We start from the raw sequence: 18174 nt of genomic DNA, 5'->3' as shown, positions 1-18174 counted from the left end.
GGGTCATCGGACGGGTCGCCGGAACCGCCGCCGGATCCGGTGCTGTTGCCGTCGCCCGGCTCGGCCTCGGGATCGTCGGACGGGTCGCCGCCGTCACCGTCATCGGACTGACCGCCACCGGAGCCGCCGCCGTCGCCCTCGTCGTCGGAGCCGGGGTCGGCGGAGGCGGACCCGCCGTCACCGTCACCCTCGGACGGTGAGTCGCCGGGGTCGTCGCTGGCCGACGGCCGGCCGGGCTCGTCGCCGGGAGAGGCGATGACCTGGTCGGCCGACTGGAACGGGTTGATGCCGAGCGCGTGGTCGATGCTGGGCACGAGCATGTTGCCGAGCGTGATGCCCAGCGTGGCCGCGAACGCGCAGACGATGACGACCGGATAGCGGCGGACCTTGTCGAACAGCCAGGCCGACCGCGAGGGGCGGGACACGCCGAACCGGGGGCCGCTGGACCTGGCACCGTGGCCACGCCGGCGTCCCGTCGACTTCTCTTGCCGAGCCCTGCTGATCGACCGAGATCCCTTCTGCGTCCTGGAGGGAGATCTGGCGAATTTCGCACGAAGCCGCTACAGATCGCCCCCCAGTTGCGTAACCCTACTCAGGCGTGTGGAGGCGGCAAAAGCCGTTCGGCATATTTCGTCAGTTCAGTCCTCGGGGGTGGTCCGTTCGGACAGTAGACAGCATCGGGAAGTTGCGGCATGGGCCCTCTGGCCTGGGTAAACATAGTCCACTGCCGCGTGGTCGCGGTGCCCGGCCGGCGGCGTCGATCGAGGGCGAAACGTCCCGGTTCGTGGTGAATTGTGGAATCGCCTCGTCAGTACCACCCGAGTTCGCGCAGTCGCGTCTCGGCGATGCCGAACGCGTGCCCGATCTCGTGCCCGAGCACCTTCCGGACCCGCGCCGCGACGTCGTCCCGGCTCGTGCTCACCTTCAGGATCGGGACGCGGTACAACTCGATGCGGTCGGGCAGGCTGCCCGGCACCCGGCCGCCGATGCGCGTCCGGGCCACGCCGTGGAACTGGCCGAGCAGCAGGCCGCGGCCGTGCCAGTCGGCCGGCGGTTCGTCGTCGACCATGATCGCGATGCCGGCGACGGCCTCCTGCACCCAGCCGGGCAGCTCGGCGAGCGCTTCACCGACCATGCGCTCGAACTCGTCGAGGTCGATGGCGTCGGCGTCCACGGCGCGAGTCTATTTCCGGCACACGCCGCACGCCCCGGCGCACGCCTCGCGCGGCCCCGTCCGTCCCGCCGCCCCAGCGCCCGCCGGCCCCCCGTCCGCCCTCAACGGGGGCGGCCGCCAAGGTAGCGGGTTGGAGAATCCAACTCAGGAGGTAGAGTGGCGGCATGCGAGAAGCCGTCATCGTCGACGCAGTCCGTACGCCACTCGGCAGGGGCAAGCCGGGCGGGGCGCTGGCCGACGTCCACCCCGTCGACCTGCACGCGACCGTCCTCCGCGCCCTCGCCGAGCGCACCGGCATCGACCCGGCCAGCGTCGACGACGTCATCGGCGGCGCCGTCGGGCAGATCGGCGAGCAGAGCATGAACACCACCCGGTGGGCCGCGCTGGCCGCGGGCTTCCCCGAGTCGGTGCCCGCCGTCACCGTCGACCGCCAGTGCGGCAGCAGCCAGCAGGCCGTCCACTTCGCGGCGCAGGGGGTCATCAGCGGCGCCTACGACGTCGCCATCGCCTCCGGCGTCGAGTCGATGAGCCGCGTTCCCATCGGCAGCCAGGCGGCGGGGCGGGACTTCCTCGGCGAGGGTGTCGCCACGCGCTACCCGGACGGGCTGGTGCCGCAGGGTATCAGCGCCGAGCTCATCGCGGCGCGCCGCGGGCTGTCGCGCGAACGGCTGGACGAGTTCGCGCTGACGAGTCACCGGCGGGCGGCCGCCGCGTGGCGCGACGGCCGGTTCGCCGCCGAGGTCGTCCCCGTCCCCGGCGCCGACCTGGCGGCGGACGAGTCGGTGCGGCCGGACACGTCGGCCGAGGCGCTGGCCGGGCTGAAGCCGTCGTTCTGGGCCGACCTGTGGGAGCGGCGGTTCCCGGAGATCGGCTGGCACGTCACGGCCGGCAACTCCTCGCCGGTCAACGACGGCGCGGCTGCCCTGCTGATCGTCGAGCGCGAGACCGCGCGGCGGCTGGGGCTGCGGCCCCGCGCCCGGCTGCACTCGTTCGCCGTCACCGGCGACGACCCGCTGCTCATGCTGCTCGGCATCATCCCCGCGACGCGGAAGGTGCTCGACCGTGCCGGGCTGACGCTGGCCGACATCGACGCGTTCGAGGTGAACGAGGCGTTCGCCAGCGTCGTTCTTGCCTGGCTGGACGAGACCGGCGCCGACCCCGCGAAGGTCAACGTCAACGGCGGCGCGACCGCCATCGGGCATCCGCTGGGTGCCAGCGGCGCCCGGCTGATGACGACGCTGCTGTCGGTGCTCGAGCAGACCGGTGGCCGGTACGGGCTGCAGACCATGTGCGAGGCCGGCGGCCTTGCCAACGCGACCATCATCGAGCGACTGGACGAACCACGATGACTCGCATCGACGGAACCGTCGCCATAGTGACCGGCGGCAACCGCGACCTGGGCAAGGTGCTGGTGGACGAGCTGTTCGCCCGCGGCGCGGCGAAGGTCTACGCGGCGGCGCGTGACCCCCGGACGGTGACCGACCCGCGCGCGATGCCACTCGCCGTCGACGTGCGGGTCCTCGTCAACAACGGCGGCGGGCACCTGCTCAACGTCCACTCGGTGCTGCCGTGGCCGGCGATCTCCGGCTCGTACAGCGCCCCGAAGTCGTCGCCGGCCGACGTCGTGCGGCTCGCTCTGGACGCCGTCGAGGCCGGCGCCCACGAGGGCCTCGCCGACGACGTCTCGCGGCGGGTCAAGGCCGGGCTGTCCGGCGAGCTGGGCGCGCTGTACCCGCAGCTGGCGGCGTCGTGACCAGGGCGTCGTCGGCGTCGTCGGCGCGGGAGTGCTCGATCGCCAACGCGCTGGCGGTCGTCGGCGAGCGGTGGAGCCTGCTCGTGTTGCGCGAGGTGCTGCTGGGGAACGTCCGGTTCGAGTCGATCGTCGCGAACACCGGCGGGAGCCGCGACATCCTGACCGCCCGGCTGCGCACGCTCGTCGACGCCGAGGTGCTGGAGCGGCGGCTCTACGACGAGCACCCGCGCCGCTACGAGTACCTGCCGACGGAGGCGGGCCGGGCGCTGCAGCCGGTGCTGCTGGCGCTGATGGACTGGGGCGACCGCTACGTGACGCAGGGCCCGCCGCCGACGGTGTGGGAGCACGCCTGCGGCGAGGAACTCCACGTCACGGCCGTGTGCGCCGCGTGCGGCGAGCCGGTCGGCTCGGGCGAGTCACGCCTGCTCCGTCTCGGCGGCATCGACCAGCCGCGGACGGCGTCGCTGGGTTGATCTTGGAGTTGTTCGGCAATCGCGGGGTGGAATGTCCGATAGATGGCCGAACGACTCCAAGATCAACGAGGTGGCCGCCAACGGCTCGCCGTGCTAGCCGCCGACGGGTGTGACGCGGAGGGTCGACGCGCGGACGTCGCCGGTGACCATCATGCGCAGGGCCGAGCCGGAGCCGGCGTACTTGCGGTTGAACGCGTCGTCGACCCGGGCGTTCGTCGCCTCGTCGGTGACGAGCTCGGCGGTGACGTCGTACCGCTCGCCGCCGTCGACGAACGCGGCCCGGCCGGACCGCCGGACGCGCGCGTACCACTTCGACGAGTCGCCGTAGGCGTTGCGGATGTACGCCTGCCCGTCGACGACGACGGCCCAGATCTTGGTGACGATCTCGCGCCCGTCCTCGGTGCGGGTCGCGATCCGGACGGTGCCGGTGCGGTCGAGGTGGGCGAGTGCCGCGGTGCTGCCGGTCATGACGAGGACAACCACGCGCGGGCCGCTGCTATGCCGGGCCCGCGTGCCTCAGCACTTGGGCGAGGGCCGCCTCGGCGTCGACGGTGAGGGGCGGAAACTCCGCCCGCATCCACTCGACGTGCGCCCAGTCGATCAGCGTGCCCAGCAGATCGTGGGACAGCCGCAGATACGTCGGGCGGTCGAGGCCGCGCAGGACCCCGTGCGGCGCGAGTGCGCCGAGCAGCCAGTCGCCGGCGAAGGACGGGACGCCCAGCACCGCAGCGGCCCGGTCGGCGAGGGTCGACTTGCCGGTGCCGGGCAGACCGGTGAAGACGATGACCATGGGGGGTGTGGGCACGGGGTGATTCTGCCGGCCGGCCTCTGCTGTCGGCAGAGGAGCGCCTGGCCCTGGTGCACCGGACGGTACGGTGCCGGCATGCGTCTGATCAGGACGGCGGATGGCCGGGACCTCGCCGTGGAGGAGTGGGGCGTGCCCGACGGCACGCCGGTGGTCTATGCGCACGGCACCCCCATGAGCCGGCTGGCGCGCCACCCCGACGACGCGCTGTTCGCCGGTCTCGGCATCCGCCTGATCACCTTCGACCGGCCCGGCTACGGCCACTCGACGCCGCGGTCCGGCAGGCGGGTCGTGGATGTCGCCGACGACATCGCCGCCATCGCCGACGACCTCGGCCTGGACCGCTTTCCCGTCTTCGGCGTGTCCGGCGGCGGCCCGCACGCACTGGCGTTCGCGGCGGTCCATCCGGACCGCGCCACCCGGGTCGCGACCCTGGCGAGCACGGCGCCGTGCGACGCCGAGGGCCTCGACTGGACCGCCGGGATGATGGACGGCAACCGCGTCAGCGCCGCCGCCGCGTTGCGCGGGCGCGTCGCTCTGGAGGCCCACCTGGCCGAGACCGAGTCCGAGGACTTGAGAGAGCTGCTGCCGGAGTCGGAACAGGCGGTGCTCGCCCGGCCCGAGGTCCAGCGGATGCTCGCGGCCGCCTACGCCGAGGCCGTGCGGCCCGGTCTGCACGGGTGGGTCGACGACGAGCTCGCCCTCTACGGGCTGCCCTGGGGCTTCGACCCCGCGGACATCACGGTTCCGGTGTCGCTGTGGCACGGCGAGCTCGACACCGTCGTGCCGGTGGCCCACTCCGTCTGGCTCGCCGAGCGCATCCCGGACGCGGCCCTCATCCGCGCGCCCGGCGCCGCGCACGCCGGACATTTCGACGCCACGGCCGCTACTCTTCGCTGGCTGCTCGACCGACGCTGAGAGGACGCCATGCCGCCCGAGGACTCGCCCGTCCCGACCGAGTACCCGCAGCGCCTGGGCCGCACCGCCCGCCGGGAGCTCGCGCTGAACGGCTACACCCGCTACGACCAGCTCACCTCGGTGACGCCGAAGGAGCTGCTCGCGATTCACGGGGTCGGGCCGAAGGCGATCCGCATCCTCACCGAGGAGCTCGAGGCGCGCGGCCTGTCCTTCGGCTCCTGACCGCGGAACGGCGCCGGCCGCCCGGGGCGAGATCCCGGGCGGGCCGGCGCCGTCAGCGCCGCGACCTCTCAGCGCAGCTGCTGCCGCAGCGTCTCCGCCGCACTCAGCAGCCGGGCCCTGGCCGTGGCGTCGAGGACGGCCAGCGCCTCGGACGCGAACCGCTGGACGGCCTGGTCGGCCTGCCGCACCTGACCGCGGTTCGCGGCGGACGCCGCCGCCTGCAGGTGCGACAGCATCCGCTGCCGCTGGCTGCCCAGCACCAGCCCCTCGCCGGCGTACCGGTCGACCAGCGCACGCACCGTGTCGAAGGAGACGACGACGGTGAAGGCGGCGGCCCGCGTGGTGGTGCTGCCGGCGACGTCGGTCGCCACGACGCCGACCTCGTGCGACCCGGCGGTCAGCCCGGCGAGGTCCAGTGTCAGCGGCGAGTCGACGGGTTCGCCGTCGAGCAGCAGCTGCCAGGACGCCAGGCCGGAGCCCGCGTCGTCCGCGGACGCCGTGACGGAGAGCACCTCGTGCAGGCCGTACGACGCGCCGTCCGCGACACCGGCCAGCGCCACCGAGGGCGCCGTCGTGTCGACCTTCAGGTCGAGCGTCTGCTCCTCCTCGACGGTGCCGGCGGCGTCCCGCGACCGGTAGCGCACGGTGTGTACGCCGTCGGGGACTGTGATCGGCGCCGTGTACGTGGTCCACTCGCCGTCGCCGAGCGCGTACTCCGTGGTCAGCGCGCCGGAGCCGCCGGTGGCCGCCAGCGTGACGGCCGGCGCCGTGACGTACCAGCCGTCCGCGCCGTCGGGAGCGGCCGGGGTCACCGTCGCCGTCGTGGCCGGCGGCTCGCCCGCTTCGCCCTCGAACAGCTTCAGGACGTCATCGTCGCTCAGCGCGTGCTCGTAGATGCGCACGTCGTCGATGAGCCCGTTGTACAGGCCGTCCTGGTAGTCGTTGTTGCCGAGGTAGTTGTCGCTGGTGACACCGTTCGTGCCGACGTCGTCGATGCCGAGGGTGAAGTCGGTCCGGGTGCCCATGAGCTCGCCGTCGAAGTACAGCTTGCCGGTCGAGCCGGACATCGTGAACACCACGTGCGTCCACTCACCGAGCGGCAGGTCCTTCGCCGAACCCAGCGTCAGACGCTCCTGCAGCGGGTTGCCCGGCGCCTTCAGCGTCGCCGCGAAGCCCGTCGCCCCGCCGGCCTGCGTCCGCGACTGCAGCAGCAGGAACGTGTCCGTGCCGGTGCCGACCTGGAAGATCGGCACCCAGTTGGGCAGCGCGTTCGGCCGCACCCACAGCGACACGGTGACCTCGTCCTCCATCGCCGCGAACAGGTTGTTCGGCAGCTCGACGTAGTTGTCGCTCGCCGGCGGACCGCCCGGCAGGGAGGCCACGCCACCGCGCGGCCCGCCGGTCGCCCACGAGGTCGCCCCGCGCAGCGCGGCGGCGCCGACCTCCGGATTCGTGCCGGTGTTGGCCGTGGTGGTGCCGGCGCCCTCGTCGAACGTGTAGTGGACGGGCACGCCTTCGCCCGGCGGCGGCCGCTCGACGGTGTGGGTCACCGACGCGCCGGACGCGCGCCGGCCGTCGTCGCCGAGGTACCGGACCTCGATGGCGTAATCGCCCCGGGGCAGCGTCAGCGCGGGGAACGTGACGGTCCCGTCGTCGCCGAGCGGCACCGGGTCGCCCTGCCGCGTGTCGAGGTCGACCGGAAGCATCATCTTCGCCGACGCCGACCTGCCGGCGGCGATCGCGGGGTCGGCGCACGCGGGCTTCTTCAACCAGGGCCAGTGCTGCGTCAACGGCTCCCGGCTGTACGTCGAGCGGTCGGCGTTCGACGAGGTGGTCGAGGGGGTGGCGGCCATCGCCCGGGGCGTCCGGCTGGGCAACGGCTTCGACCCGTCGACCGACATGGGGCCGCTGATCACCGAGGAGCAGCAGTCGATGGTGCTCGGCTACGTCGAGGGCGGCCTCCGCGACGGTGCGACGGCGGTGGCGGGCGGTTCCCGGGGCCTGGACAGTGGCTTCTTCGTGCAGCCGACCCTGCTGACGGGCGTGCGGGAGGACGCCGAGATCCAGCGCAACGAGGTGTTCGGCCCGGTCGTCACCGCCGTCCCGTTCGACTCCGAGGACGAGGTGTTCCGGCTGGCCAACGACACCCGCTACGGCCTCGCCGCCGGCGTCTGGACGCGGGACGTGGGACGCGCGCACCGGGCCGGCGCGGCCCTGCGCGCGGGCACCGTCTGGCTCAACACCTGGCACGCCGACGACGTCGTCCTGCCGCGCGGCGGGTTCAAGGAGTCCGGCTGGGGCCGCGAGCTCGGCTCGTTCGGGCTGGACGACTTCACCGAGCTGAAGACCGTGATCACCGCTCTCTGAAGGGACTGATTCCGATGCCGAGCATCACCGTCCAGCTGCTGCGGGGACGCACCGTGGAGCAGAAGCGCAACTTCGCCGCGGCGGTCACTGCCGCCGCCGTCGCGGAACTGGGCGCCCGCCCCGGCGACGTCCGCATCGCCTTCGAGCACATCGAACCCGACGACGTCGCCAACGGCGGGGTGCTGGCCTCCGAGGACGCCAGCCGGTCGTCGGTGCTGTCGAACCTCGGCCACAGCTCGGCCGCCTCGGCGGGTGGGCCCGCCCTCGCCGACTGACGCCCTCCTGGGCCCTTGACGGGTTCCGTCTCGCGCGCGGCCGTGCCCTTCTCCGCCTGCCCGGCGATGGCAGGGGTGAGGGGCCGGCCGGCCCGGATCGCGAACCAAGGGGGGCGCGCGATGACCGCTGATCATCGACGCGAGGCTGAACCCGGGAGCGACGTCGCGGGCGAGCGGAGGTGGCATCCGGCCTATCGGGCGCACTGCCCGAAGTGCCGGAAGTCCGGGCGCACCTTCGCGGTGTACGGCAGCGCGGAGCGGGCCGCCCGCGGCCATGCCGACAAGTACGGCCATGCCACGTACGTCCTCGACCAGTACGGCATCCGGGTCGTCGGGTCCGACCAGCGGCCGACGACCGACGGCGGCTGACCGCACCGTTCTCGCCGCGCTCGTAGGCCCAGGCCAGGCGCTTTTACAACGTTTATTTACAACGTCGTAAACAGCCGATAGCCTGGCGTCGCCGGGCGGGCGATCCGGTGCTCAGCGGCCATTCGAGGAGGAACGGTGACGAGAGCTCTGCAGCTGCGTGGAACGGCCGGAGATGCGTGGGGGACCGTCGGTGGCGGTCGCCATCGCACCCGGGTACCCCATCTGCTGGCGGCATTGGTGCTCGCCTGGGCGATGGCGCTGAGCATGTCGCCGGTGGCGGCGCACGCCGATGACGTGGACCTGACCCCGGGGCCGACCGTCGTCGCGGATTCCGATTCGCCGACCGGCTACACCGGACACTTCGTCTACTACGACCCGGACGCGACCAGCGTCCGGTTCGTCGCGGACATCCTGCTGCGGAACTGGGCGGATCCCACCGACCCGACCATCTACCAGCCGTCGCAGTATCGACCCGGCCTCATGCGCGGGGGCGGTGCCTACGACGTCGAGATGACCAACGCCGGCGACGGCTACTGGGTCACCGATGTGCCCCTCGCGGCCGGTGCCAACCAGTACTGGTTCTACGTCGACGACGACACGAGCCTGTGGGTGACCGACCCGGCGAACTCGCCGATCTACGCTCCGGACGGCCTCACCGGCACCGCCCGGCGCGCCTTCAACAAGGTGAACGTGCCCTACGACGCGGAGAAGCAGAACTACGCCCCGATGGCGGCGCGCGAGATCGAGAATCCCCGGCCCGATTCGGCGAAGGGCACGTGGAGCTACGTCCCGATCCAGATCGGCACCACCACGCGGACCATGGGCGTGTACCTGCCGCCGGGATACGACCCGAACCGGGCCGAGCCGTACAAGACGATCTACATGCAGCACGGCGGCGGCCAGGACCAGTCCGACTGGATGAACATCGGCAGCGTGCCGGTCATCATGGACAACCTGATCCAGGACGGCTCCACCGAGCCGGCGGTCGTCATCACGACGGCCACGAACTACCTGGGCAGCCCGGCGGAGGGGTATCCCAACCTGCGCAACGTCGTGATCCCGTTCGTCGAGTCGCACTACAACGTGTCGACCCGGGCGTTGGACCGCGCGTTCGCCGGCCTGTCGGCGGGCAGCATCGTCACGGCGAACCTCATCAACCACGACCCCACGGCGTTCGGGTACTACGGCCCGTGGAGCGGCGGCATGCGCGTCGACAACGCGACGCCGAATCTCGCGGCGCCCTACATCCTCTTCGGCGGCGGCGCGTGGGACTTCGGGTTGCCGAACCCGGCGCAGGTGGCCGCGTTGGACAACGCGGTCGTCGAGAACGTCGTGGTGTCCGGTGCCCACGACTTCAACGCCTGGAACCAGCTGTTCACGACGTTCGCCCGCGACTACCTGTGGCACCCGGAGGCCTTCCTCGCCGACGAGATCAGCGTGCTCAAAGAGAGCGTCGCGAGCACGAGCCTGAACCGGGGCAACCGGAACGCCCTCACGGCGAAGCTGGACCGTGCCTACGAACTTCTCACGCGGGACTCGGCCGGCACGCTCGGCCTGCTGGAGGCGTTCGTCGCCCAGGTCCATCAGCTGGAGGGCGACGGGAAGCTGACGGACGAGCAGGCGGCGGAGCTCGTCGGCACCGCGGAGAAGGTCATCGTCAACGTCGGATATTGGCAGTAGCTGCTCAGGACCATCCAGGAAACGAGGCGTCGGAGCACCTCTTTCCTTGGATGATCACGAGCCGCTTCGCCAAGGATCTCCACGCCGGCTCGCCGACGTGGTCGGCCCAGGCGGCATGGAAGCCGGCCACGAGACGAGGAGTGTCGTCTTCCCAGTCGACGATCAGCGCTCGCCAGTCGGGATTGAGCAGTGACTGGACCAGAAGATGCGCTCCGAGGGAATGGGGTCGCTCCGGCGTCGCGCTGACGTCTGCGTGACCGAGGTGCGCACAGGACGTGACAGCACGACCGCGAACTTCTTCGGGTTCAAGGCGGGGGACAACGCGTCCAGCCACGCCGACCTCGATCTGGGCACGTTCGTGCTCGACGCGCTCGGTACACGGTGGGCCGCGGAGCTCGGGCCGGAGAGCTGAGGACAGAACACGCTCGTCATCAACCCCGACGCGACGCCCGGTCAGGCCGTCGATGCGAGGGGGACGCTCGTGGCGACCGGCTCGAGCCCGGACGCGAGCTTCGCCGTCGCCGACCTGTCGGAGGCGTCCACGCCCCAAGGCGTGACGAGCTGGCAACGCGGCATCGCGCCTGCCCCAGCCGCAGGCTGTGATGGGTGAGGGATCCGGGTAGCCAGGACTACACCGATCCCTCACCCATCCAGTGTGATGCCGCGCCATTGCTGTGGGAGGAGTGGGCCTTGTCACCGACCGCCGCGACCGCGTCACCCTCGGGGACCGTGGGGTTCGCCGCAGCCGTGCGACGCAGGGTGACCACGCCGCTGACGAGCGCGAGGCCGAAGACGACGCTGAAGACCGTCGCACCCGCGAGCAGGCCTGGCATCAGGCCGTGTCGCGTGACCGTCCAGCCGAGCGCCGGTGCGCCGACGCCTTGGGCGAGGTAGCCGGCGAGGTAGCCGCCGGAGACCATGCCGGCCCGGTGGTGCGGCGCCGCGAACCTGCTGAGGATCGTCAACCCGCCGGCGAAGTCGAAGGCGTAGGCCGCTCCGGCACAGGCCGAGGCGAGGAGGAAGACGGCCGGCGAGTGCGTGGCGCCGGTGAGGACGAAGAGCCACACGGCGACGACGGAGCCCGCGGCGCCCAGGACGACCATCACCCGGATCTCGAGGCGTCGCGCGATGAGTGCGGTCAGGGTGACGCAGAGCGCGAAGACCGACAGGAGCGCACCGGTGAGCAGGGCGTTGGTCGAATGGGCGAGCTGTTGGGCGATCTTCGCGCCGAGCGGCAGGACGATGGCCCCCAGCAGGAAGGCCGAGGTGAACGTGAGGGCGCCGGCGACGAAGATCGCTCGGCTGCCGGGCGGGATGACGATGGCGCGTGGCCGCCAGCGTTCGCTCGTCTCGCCGGCGGTGTTGTGCGGCACGCAGAGGACGAGGCCGGTGACGACGGCGATGGCCGCGGCCAGGACCACGAAGTCGAGCCGGTGGGGATACGGTGCGTACTCGGTCAGCGCGCCACCCACGAGCATGGCCAGGGCGATACCGAGCGCCGATACCGCCGTGCCGATCGAGCCGGCCCGCTTCTCCTGGCCGGCCGTGCTGAACTCCACCATGGCGACGTTCGCCGGACTCAGCGAGAGTCCGACACCCAGCCCCATGAACGCGCGTCCGGCCAGGAGCCATGTGACGTCGGTCGCCACCGCGAAGAGGAGGACGCCGACGAGCTCAGCGAGCAGGCCGAGCGCCATCGCGGCCCGCCGCCCGATGTGATCGGAGAGGTCGCCGAACGCGATCAGCACCGGGATCAGCGCGATCGGGTACGCAGCGAAGACCCACGTCACCGTGGTGGTCGAAACGTGCCAGTCGGCCTGGTAGAGCGGATAGTTCATCGTGGGACACGCGCTGGTCCACAGCGCGAGCGCGACCACGGCGCCGGCGGTCCAGAAACCGGCACGGGTTCCGAGAGTGGGCACGAAGGCTCCAGGGTTCGACGGGGTGCGAAGAGTCTGAGTTGCTTCGTGCAACCTAGCAGGCGCTGGGTAGTTCTTTGCAACTCACGGGGGTAGGCTGGGCTCATGCCCAAGGCTCTCGGAAGGGACTCCGCCTGCTCCATCGCGCGCAGCCTGGAAGTGCTGGGCGACAGCTGGACCCTGCTCATCGTCCGCGAGGCGATCGTCGCCGGCGCCACCCGCTTCCACGAGTTCCGCGACGCGCTCGGCGTTGCTCCGAACATCCTGGCCAAGCGGCTCGCGTCGCTCGTCGACGACGGTCTGATGGTGCGGCGCACCTACCAGGAGCCCGGTGAGCGGGCGCGCGAGGAGTATGTGCTCACCGACGCCGGGCGGAGCCTGAGCCTGGTCGTCGCCGCCCTGGGCGAATGGGGCCGGACCCATCGGCCGCGGCCCGACGGCACCTCGCCCCGCTTCCTGGTCGAGACGTCGGATGACCCCGTGCGCTTGGCCTTCGTGGACTCGCGCGGCGGCCAGGTGCCACCCGAGCGGCTGGTGGCGCGGCGCGTTCCCGATCGCGAGCGTGCCACCGAAGCGATCAGCTGAGGGGCCGCTGATGTGGGGAACGGCCCCTCAGGAGCCACGAAGCGGCGGGCCCGTCCTGGGCTCCGCCGCTGATCGGAAGTGGTGTGAGTGCGCCATCAGGGACTCGAACCCCGAACCCGCTGATTAAGAGTCAGCTGCTCTGCCAATTGAGCTAATGGCGCAACGACGCTGAAGATTACCACCCCCGCGCGGGGAAGCTGAAATCGGGCGGTGACCAGCGACGACTGCGCCGACAGCGAAGCAGCGCCGGAGGGGTCCTCCCGCTGTGGCAGGGTAGAACGCATGGCCAACCCGCCCGAACGCCGTGAGTACGACATCGACATCCCGGCCGAGGTGGAGCCCGGCACGTACGCCGACTTCGCCTCCATCTGGCACACCGCCGACTCCTTCGTCCTCGACTTCGCCGTCCTGAAGCGCCCGCCGAAACCGTCCGTCGCCGAGGATGGGAGCCGGGTGCTGAAGGTGCCGACCAGAGTGGTGACGCGCGTGCGGGTGCCACCGAGCCAGGTCTTCGAGATCATGAAGGGCCTGGAGAAGCAGCTGTCCATGTGGGAGCGCAGCCACGGCGTCAAGCGTCGCGCGCCGGAGGACTCCTGACGCGTGGGCAACATCCTGCGCATCGTCATCGGCCTGGCCGGGCTCGTGGCGGCCGCGTGGTCGGCGTCGCGCACGCTGCGCATGCGGCGTCACGGGCGGCCGGCCGACGCCGTCGTCAGGGAGTCGACGCTGCACCATCGCACGGGCGGGCAGGGGGAGCGGAGCAGCCGCTGGGTGTCGACGGTCGCGTTCCGGGACGAGGACGGCGTCGAACGGACGTCGATCCTGCCCGGACGGCTCACCGCCGGCGAGACCGTCCCGATCCTGTACCTGCCGGACGGCTCCGAGCGGGTCGTACGGGCCGGCAAGGCGTCGTTCCGGGAGACATTCGCGATCCTCGGCGCGACGGCCGCCGGCATCGCGCTCACGCTGCTGATCTGACCCGGACATGCGCCCGCCCCCGCTGGGCGTGTCGAGCGGGGGCGGGCGGGTCGGGGTGGTGTCAGCCCTTGAAGGCGTCCTTCACCTTCTCGCCGGCCTGCTTGAGATCGGACTTGGACTGGTCGGCCTTGCCTTCAGTCTCAGCCTTCTCGTTGTCGGTGACCTTGCCGAGCGCCTCCTTGGCCTCGCCCTTGGCCTTCTCGGCGGCGTTCTTCATCTTGTCGTCCGCACCCATCGGTGATCCCTCCCTCGTGTGTGCCACTCGGCCCGTACCCCACGGCCGACCGGCTATTCGGAGGGGCAGACGTCGGTCGCCTCGACGCGGGCGATGACGCGGCCGGCGATGGAGGTGAGCGCATCGACGTCGTCGTCGGTGAGGATGTCGAAGAAGTGCCGGCGGACGGCGTCGACGTGCGACGGCGCGGCGGCCTCGATGGCGGCCCGGCCCTCGGGGGTCAGGACGATGAACGCGCCGCGGCCGTCGGACGTGCACTCCTCGCGGCCGATGAGGCCGCGCTTCTCCATGCGGCTGAGGTGGTGCGACAGCCGGCTCTTCTCCCAGCGCATCGCCCGGGCCAGCTCGGACACCCGCAGCCGCGCGTCGTCGACGTCGGTGAGGTGGACGAGGACCTCGAAGTCCTGCATCGACAGCATCGACTCGGTCTGCATCTGCCGGCTCAGGGCCGCACCGAGGACGGTGTTCATACGCAGATAGGCTCGCCAGGCGTGCTGCTCGTGGTCGTCGAGCCACCGTGTCTCTGCCATGCCAGAAGTCTACGGAATAGTTGACACGTCATCCAAGTTCGATAATCTGTGACGCGTCAACGAAGTGAGTTGACCACAGACCCCTCGGCAAGGAGCAGAACATGACCACGACGACCGACCTGACCCAGCTGACCGGCGACTACACGCTGGACGTGGCGCACTCCCGGCTCGGTTTCGTCGCCCGGCACGCGATGGTGACCAAAGTGCGCGGCGCCTTCAACGAGTTCGACGGCACGGCCCACATCGACGGCAGCGACCCGAGCAACTCCTCGGTGAAGATCGTCATCAAGACGGCCAGCGTCGACACCCGCAACGAGCAGCGCGACGGCCACCTGCGCACCAACGACTTCTTCGAGATCGACACCTACCCCGAGATCACCTTCGTGTCGACCGCGATCGCCCAGAAGGACGAGACGACGTTCCAGGTCACCGGCGACCTCACCATCAAGGACGTCACCAAGTCCGTCACCTTCGACCTGGAGTTCACCGGCGCGGCGACCGACCCGTTCGGCAACCAGCGCGTCGGCTTCGACGGCTCCCTCGTCATCAACCGCAAGGACTGGAACGTCACCTGGAACGCCCCGCTCGAGGCCGGCGGCGTCCTGGTGAGCGAGAAGGTCACGCTCGAGTTCGAGATCTCGGCCATCAAGCAGGCCTGAGCCCTTCTCCGCGGTTCCTCGAGGCGCCGCGCCCGGACGACGTGTCCGGACGCGGCGCCTTCTTCACGTCCGGAGCCGGTCGGCGCTCCATTGACATGGAACGGTGTGCCGTATTGCATGATCGCACCCCGCCCTCGACCGCCGGCTCTCGCGCCCGCGATCCGGCCTGGAGGAACCATGAGATCCGTTCCGATCATGCTGGCCGGCGTCGTCGCGCTCGGCCTGCTGAGCACCCCGGCGAGCGGCACGCCGTCGCCGTCGTCGGCCCCCGTCCCGGAGACCGCCGCGAGCGGCCCCAGCTGGTCGCCCGGCACCCCTGACGTCGTGATCGCGCAGGCCGTGCCGGGCAAGAAGCTGCACTTCCCGAACGCCGAGCTGCTGGCCGACGGGTCCGTCGTCGCGGTCGCGCGCGAAGGCGCCGGACACACCGGCCAGGACGGCCGCCTGCTGATGATGACCAGCGACGACGGCGGCAGCACTTGGTCCGCGCCGGAGGTCGTGTTCGACAGCCCGTACGACGACCGCGACCCGATGATCACCCAGCTGTCGAGCGGCCGGCTGCTGCTCAGCTGGTTCCAGAACAACTACGCCGTCACCCCGCCGGAGCCGATGGGCACGTTCGTGGCGCACAGCGACGACGGCGGCGAGACGTGGTCCGCACCGGTCGCGGTGCAGTCGATGCTCAGCGGCGAGTCCGACATCGTCGACACCTACGAGTTGGGCTGGAACGCCAGCCACGGCCAGATCAAGGAGCTGCCCGGCGGCGACCTCGTCGTCCCGCTGTACGGCACGGTCCCGGACGACAAGTGGCAGAAGGCGACCGTCGTCCGCAGCAGCGACGGCGGCGAGACGTGGTCGGCGTCGACGGAGTCGCTGATCGCGTCGGCGACCGGCACGCACTACCAGGAGCCGGTGCTGACGGTGCTGCCCGGCGGCGTGGTGCACGCGCTGCTGCGCATCGGCGCGGGCGCGTCGACGATGGGCGCGCTCTACTCGCAGGAGTCATGGTCGTACGACGGCGGGCGGACGTGGACGGCGCCCGCAGAGATCGACCTGGTGACGTCGTCGGCGCACACGGAGGTACTGCGCAACGGCGACGTGTTCCTCGCCTACGGCGACCTGTCCGGGCACTTCACCGACAAGCGCGGGACGGTGGGCGCGGTGATCCGCTCGCCGCTGGCGCCGTGGAACGGCCCGGCGCGCGAGCTCGTCTGGGACTCCGGGACCGGCGATCAGGCCAACCCCGCCGTCGTCGAGGTGCGGCCCGGCCGGGTGCTCGTCATCGGCTTCGACTCCGCGACCAGCCGGCTCGTCGGCACCTTCGTCGACGTCGCGGAGATCAGGCCGGAGCGGCCCGACCCGCGGCGGGTCGACCTGGCGGCTCTGGTCGCCGCCGGGGAGGCGTCCGTGTCGACGGACCTGACGTACGTGCAGGCGGGCCGGCCGGGTGTGGGCGTCCTGGGCGCGATCGACGGCGTGGTCGGCTACTGGAACGCCTCGTGGGCGCCGCACGCCGCGCCGGCGTCGTACACCGTCGAGTTCGCCGCGCCGCAGCGGGTGAGCGAGGTCGGGGTGGCGCTGAAGCCCGGCTACGCGTCGGCCGCGGTCGTCTCCGTACGCGACGTCGACGGCGCATGGCGCGACGTCGGCACGCTCGCCTCCGTCGTCCGCTGGGGCGACGACCTCACCTGGTTCGACGCGTTCGGCGTGGCGGACGCGGTGCGCGTGAGCGTCACCTCGTCCAACGGCTGGGCCGTGCTCGCCGAGGTCGGCGTCCGCGCCCCCGCCGGCTGACACCGTCGAGCCCGAACAGTGGAACGGCCCCGCCGGATCGGCGGGGCCGTTCGACGTGATGCCGCTGTGTCAGGCCTCACGGCGACGCCCGAGGCCGGGGGCACCTGAGACGGCGAACGGCGCTGGTCAGAGCGATCTGACCAGCGCCGCCGGTGGGGTGAGTGACGGGACTTGAACCCGCGACTTCCTGGACCACAACCAGGTGCTCTACCAGCTGAGCTACACCCACCATGCGCGCCCCGAGGGGGCGCGGCTGAACAAGTATACGGTGCCGGAGGGGATGGTCGAGAACGGGCCGCTTCGTTCCCCTGTGGGCCTCGCCGCCGGCCGCGCCTCGCGGTCGGCGTACGGCTACTCCGGCGCCTTCTCGGAGGCCTGCTCGGCGCGTGCGTCGTTCATGACGGAGACCGCCGCGGCGCGGGAGCTGGTGCTGTCGGGCCCCGGCATCGGGACGAACACCGTCCGCCGGTAGTACCGCAGCTCGTCGATGGAGTCCTTGATGTCGCCGAGCGCGCGGTGGTTGCCGGTCTTCGTCGGGCTGGCGAAGTAGACGCGCGGGTACCAGCGGCGCACCAGTTCCTTGATCGACGAGACGTCGATGTTGCGGTAGTGCAACCAGCTCTCGACCTCGGGGAGGTCGCGGGCGAGGAACAGCCGGTCCATGTGGACGGTGTTGCCGGCCAGCTGGGCCTTCGACGGCTCCGGCACGTGCTCCTTGATGTACTGCATGACCAGCGCGTTCGCCTCGTCCATGGTGACACCGCCGGACAGTTCGGCGAGCAGTCCGCTGGCGGTGTGCATCTGGCGCACGACGTCGTTCATGTGCTCGAGCGCCTCGTCGGGTGGGCGGATGACGACGTCGACGCCGTCGCCGAGGACGTTGAGCTCGGCGTCGGTCACGAGCACGGCCACCTCGATGAGCGCGTCGCGCTGCAGGTCGAGGCCGGTCATCTCGCAGTCGATCCACACCATTCGATCGTTCGTCACGCCGACCACCCTATTGGCAGATCGGCGCTTCCCCCTTGACCCGGTGGAATTCGCCGCCTGGGACGTCGTGTCCGGCGCTCGCTCAATGGCGCCTGCGCCGGCGCCCTCCGGAGCGGTGCGACGACGCGTCGGCGGGCTCGTCGCCGGTCCGTTCCGGCCGCGACCGCGACGCCACGAACGACAGCAGCGCGATGACGGCGGCCGCCGCCACGACGACCACGGCGGCCTGCCAGTACGGCCGGTCGTTCACGATCATCACGGCGACGGCGACGGCGGTGGCCAGCGACCCGTAGAGGGCCAGTTCGGCGACCGACGGGATCACGGCCGGCCCAGAGCGGCGGGGGACGGGATCGGGCTCGGCCGCTGCGCCGGGTGCGGCTGCGGCGGACGGCCGGGGCGCGGCGGGTTCAGCGGGGCGCGGGGCGGATGGTTGCCGCGCGGCCCCGCGGGC

General features: G+C 71.5%; 25 protein-coding genes, 2 tRNA genes and 1 pseudogene. 15 read left to right on the top strand and 13 right to left on the bottom strand.

All coding sequences use genetic code 11. The features are described from left to right. A pseudogene (locus DY240_RS10815) lies at nt 1-425 on the bottom strand (hypothetical protein); the annotation flags it as partial. A 383-nt stretch (nt 426-808) separates the two neighbouring features. Then, nucleotides 809-1174 (bottom strand): metallopeptidase family protein, encoded by a 366-nt coding sequence (locus DY240_RS10810; RefSeq protein ID WP_119659914.1) that lies wholly within the window; start codon nt 1172-1174, stop codon nt 809-811. 164 nt (nt 1175-1338) lie between these two features. Here DY240_RS10810 and DY240_RS10805 point away from each other — a divergent pair, with 164 nt between their 5' ends. From DY240_RS10805 to DY240_RS10795, 3 genes are read left to right on the top strand one after another with little or no spacing between them, the layout of a single operon-like run. Further along, nucleotides 1339-2523, top strand: coding sequence for a thiolase family protein (locus tag DY240_RS10805; protein WP_119659913.1), 1185 nt, complete (start codon nt 1339-1341; stop codon nt 2521-2523). Then, entirely contained in the window at nt 2520-2927 is a 408-nt protein-coding gene (locus tag DY240_RS10800; RefSeq protein ID WP_119659912.1) for a Rossmann-fold NAD(P)-binding domain-containing protein, read from the top strand. Before DY240_RS10805 ends, DY240_RS10800 begins: the two co-directional genes overlap by 4 nt. After that, entirely contained in the window at nt 2924-3400 is a 477-nt protein-coding gene (locus DY240_RS10795) for a winged helix-turn-helix transcriptional regulator (protein ID WP_119659911.1), read from the top strand. Before DY240_RS10800 ends, DY240_RS10795 begins: the two co-directional genes overlap by 4 nt. 93 nt (nt 3401-3493) lie before the next feature. Here the strand turns inward: DY240_RS10795 and DY240_RS10790 are convergent, their stop codons facing one another. Next, nucleotides 3494-3868, bottom strand: a complete 375-nt coding sequence (locus DY240_RS10790; protein ID WP_119659910.1) for a DUF2255 family protein — start codon at nt 3866-3868, stop codon at nt 3494-3496. A 28-nt stretch (nt 3869-3896) separates the two neighbouring features. Beyond that, on the bottom strand, nt 3897-4205 hold the full coding sequence (locus tag DY240_RS10785) for a hypothetical protein (protein WP_147375279.1): 309 nt from the start codon (nt 4203-4205) through the stop codon (nt 3897-3899). 78 nt (nt 4206-4283) lie between these two features. On the opposite strand from DY240_RS10785, the gene DY240_RS10780 reads away from it, so the two are divergent. Further along, nucleotides 4284-5123, top strand: a complete 840-nt coding sequence (locus DY240_RS10780) for an alpha/beta fold hydrolase (protein WP_119659908.1) — start codon at nt 4284-4286, stop codon at nt 5121-5123. A 9-nt stretch (nt 5124-5132) separates the two neighbouring features. Further along, nucleotides 5133-5345: a helix-hairpin-helix domain-containing protein gene (locus tag DY240_RS10775; RefSeq protein ID WP_119659907.1), complete on the top strand. Its 213-nt coding sequence runs from the start codon at nt 5133-5135 to the stop codon at nt 5343-5345. 68 nt (nt 5346-5413) lie between these two features. Here the strand turns inward: DY240_RS10775 and DY240_RS32785 are convergent, their stop codons facing one another. Continuing rightward, entirely contained in the window at nt 5414-7054 is a 1641-nt protein-coding gene (locus DY240_RS32785) for a LamG domain-containing protein (RefSeq protein ID WP_199701283.1), read from the bottom strand. On the opposite strand from DY240_RS32785, the gene DY240_RS10765 reads away from it, so the two are divergent. From DY240_RS10765 to DY240_RS10755, 4 genes are all read left to right on the top strand, one after another. Next, nucleotides 7029-7712, top strand: a complete 684-nt coding sequence (locus DY240_RS10765; protein WP_199701281.1) for an aldehyde dehydrogenase family protein — start codon at nt 7029-7031, stop codon at nt 7710-7712. The two genes, DY240_RS32785 and DY240_RS10765, sit on opposite strands and share 26 nt — an antisense overlap. A 14-nt stretch (nt 7713-7726) precedes the next feature. After that, nucleotides 7727-7987 (top strand): tautomerase family protein, encoded by a 261-nt coding sequence (locus DY240_RS10760; protein ID WP_119659905.1) that lies wholly within the window; start codon nt 7727-7729, stop codon nt 7985-7987. Between the two features lie 120 nt (nt 7988-8107). Beyond that, nucleotides 8108-8356, top strand: a complete 249-nt coding sequence (locus DY240_RS31365) for a hypothetical protein (RefSeq protein WP_147375278.1) — start codon at nt 8108-8110, stop codon at nt 8354-8356. A gap of 135 nt (nt 8357-8491) precedes the next feature. After that, entirely contained in the window at nt 8492-10036 is a 1545-nt protein-coding gene (locus tag DY240_RS10755; protein WP_199701278.1) for an alpha/beta hydrolase, read from the top strand. A gap of 4 nt (nt 10037-10040) precedes the next feature. Here DY240_RS10755 and DY240_RS34045 read toward each other — a convergent pair whose 3' ends face one another. Then, nucleotides 10041-10370, bottom strand: coding sequence for an MmyB family transcriptional regulator (locus tag DY240_RS34045; protein WP_158602812.1), 330 nt, complete (start codon nt 10368-10370; stop codon nt 10041-10043). On the opposite strand from DY240_RS34045, the gene DY240_RS32780 reads away from it, so the two are divergent. Then, a complete protein-coding gene (locus DY240_RS32780; RefSeq protein WP_199701287.1) occupies nt 10299-10448 on the top strand; it encodes a hypothetical protein in 150 nt (49 codons plus the stop codon). The two genes, DY240_RS34045 and DY240_RS32780, sit on opposite strands and share 72 nt — an antisense overlap. 217 nt (nt 10449-10665) lie before the next feature. Here DY240_RS32780 and DY240_RS10750 read toward each other — a convergent pair whose 3' ends face one another. Next, nucleotides 10666-11958, bottom strand: a complete 1293-nt coding sequence (locus DY240_RS10750) for an MFS transporter (protein ID WP_147375277.1) — start codon at nt 11956-11958, stop codon at nt 10666-10668. Between the two features lie 102 nt (nt 11959-12060). Between DY240_RS10750 and DY240_RS10745 the strand changes: the two genes are divergently transcribed. Then, nucleotides 12061-12540 (top strand): winged helix-turn-helix transcriptional regulator, encoded by a 480-nt coding sequence (locus tag DY240_RS10745; RefSeq protein WP_119659903.1) that lies wholly within the window; start codon nt 12061-12063, stop codon nt 12538-12540. Between the two features lie 88 nt (nt 12541-12628). On the opposite strand, the gene DY240_RS10740 is transcribed toward DY240_RS10745, so the two are convergent. Beyond that, nucleotides 12629-12701 (bottom strand) — tRNA-Lys (locus DY240_RS10740). 121 nt (nt 12702-12822) lie between these two features. On the opposite strand from DY240_RS10740, the gene DY240_RS10735 reads away from it, so the two are divergent. Then, entirely contained in the window at nt 12823-13137 is a 315-nt protein-coding gene (locus tag DY240_RS10735; RefSeq protein WP_119659902.1) for a DUF3467 domain-containing protein, read from the top strand. Between the two features lie 3 nt (nt 13138-13140). Beyond that, complete coding sequence (locus DY240_RS10730) at nt 13141-13518, top strand: DUF3592 domain-containing protein (protein ID WP_119659901.1); 378 nt, start codon at nt 13141-13143, stop codon at nt 13516-13518. A 61-nt stretch (nt 13519-13579) separates the two neighbouring features. On the opposite strand, the gene DY240_RS10725 is transcribed toward DY240_RS10730, so the two are convergent. Together DY240_RS10725 and DY240_RS10720 are read right to left on the bottom strand one after the other, a co-directional pair. Continuing rightward, nucleotides 13580-13753: a CsbD family protein gene (locus DY240_RS10725; protein ID WP_119659900.1), complete on the bottom strand. Its 174-nt coding sequence runs from the start codon at nt 13751-13753 to the stop codon at nt 13580-13582. 53 nt (nt 13754-13806) lie between these two features. Beyond that, nucleotides 13807-14283, bottom strand: a complete 477-nt coding sequence (locus DY240_RS10720) for a MarR family winged helix-turn-helix transcriptional regulator (RefSeq protein ID WP_119659899.1) — start codon at nt 14281-14283, stop codon at nt 13807-13809. Nucleotides 14284-14384: 101 nt separating this feature from the next. On the opposite strand from DY240_RS10720, the gene DY240_RS10715 reads away from it, so the two are divergent. Next, nucleotides 14385-14942: a YceI family protein gene (locus tag DY240_RS10715; RefSeq protein WP_119659898.1), complete on the top strand. Its 558-nt coding sequence runs from the start codon at nt 14385-14387 to the stop codon at nt 14940-14942. A gap of 177 nt (nt 14943-15119) precedes the next feature. Then, entirely contained in the window at nt 15120-16736 is a 1617-nt protein-coding gene (locus DY240_RS10710) for a sialidase family protein (protein ID WP_158602811.1), read from the top strand. A gap of 153 nt (nt 16737-16889) precedes the next feature. Here the strand turns inward: DY240_RS10710 and DY240_RS10705 are convergent. The 3 genes from DY240_RS10705 to DY240_RS10695 form a co-directional block, all read right to left on the bottom strand. Then, nucleotides 16890-16965, bottom strand: a tRNA-His gene (locus tag DY240_RS10705). 122 nt (nt 16966-17087) lie between these two features. Next, nucleotides 17088-17708, bottom strand: coding sequence for an oligoribonuclease (gene orn / locus DY240_RS10700; RefSeq protein ID WP_119659896.1), 621 nt, complete (start codon nt 17706-17708; stop codon nt 17088-17090). A gap of 97 nt (nt 17709-17805) precedes the next feature. Further along, entirely contained in the window at nt 17806-18045 is a 240-nt protein-coding gene (locus DY240_RS10695) for a hypothetical protein (protein ID WP_119659895.1), read from the bottom strand. Nucleotides 18046-18174 lie beyond the last annotated feature (129 nt).

The organism is Jiangella rhizosphaerae, assembly GCF_003579925.1.
Taxonomy (GTDB): Bacteria; Actinomycetota; Actinomycetes; order Jiangellales; family Jiangellaceae; genus Jiangella; species Jiangella rhizosphaerae.
The sequence above is the reverse complement of the archived record's forward strand: the minus strand, read 5'-3'. Positions and strand labels throughout refer to the sequence as shown.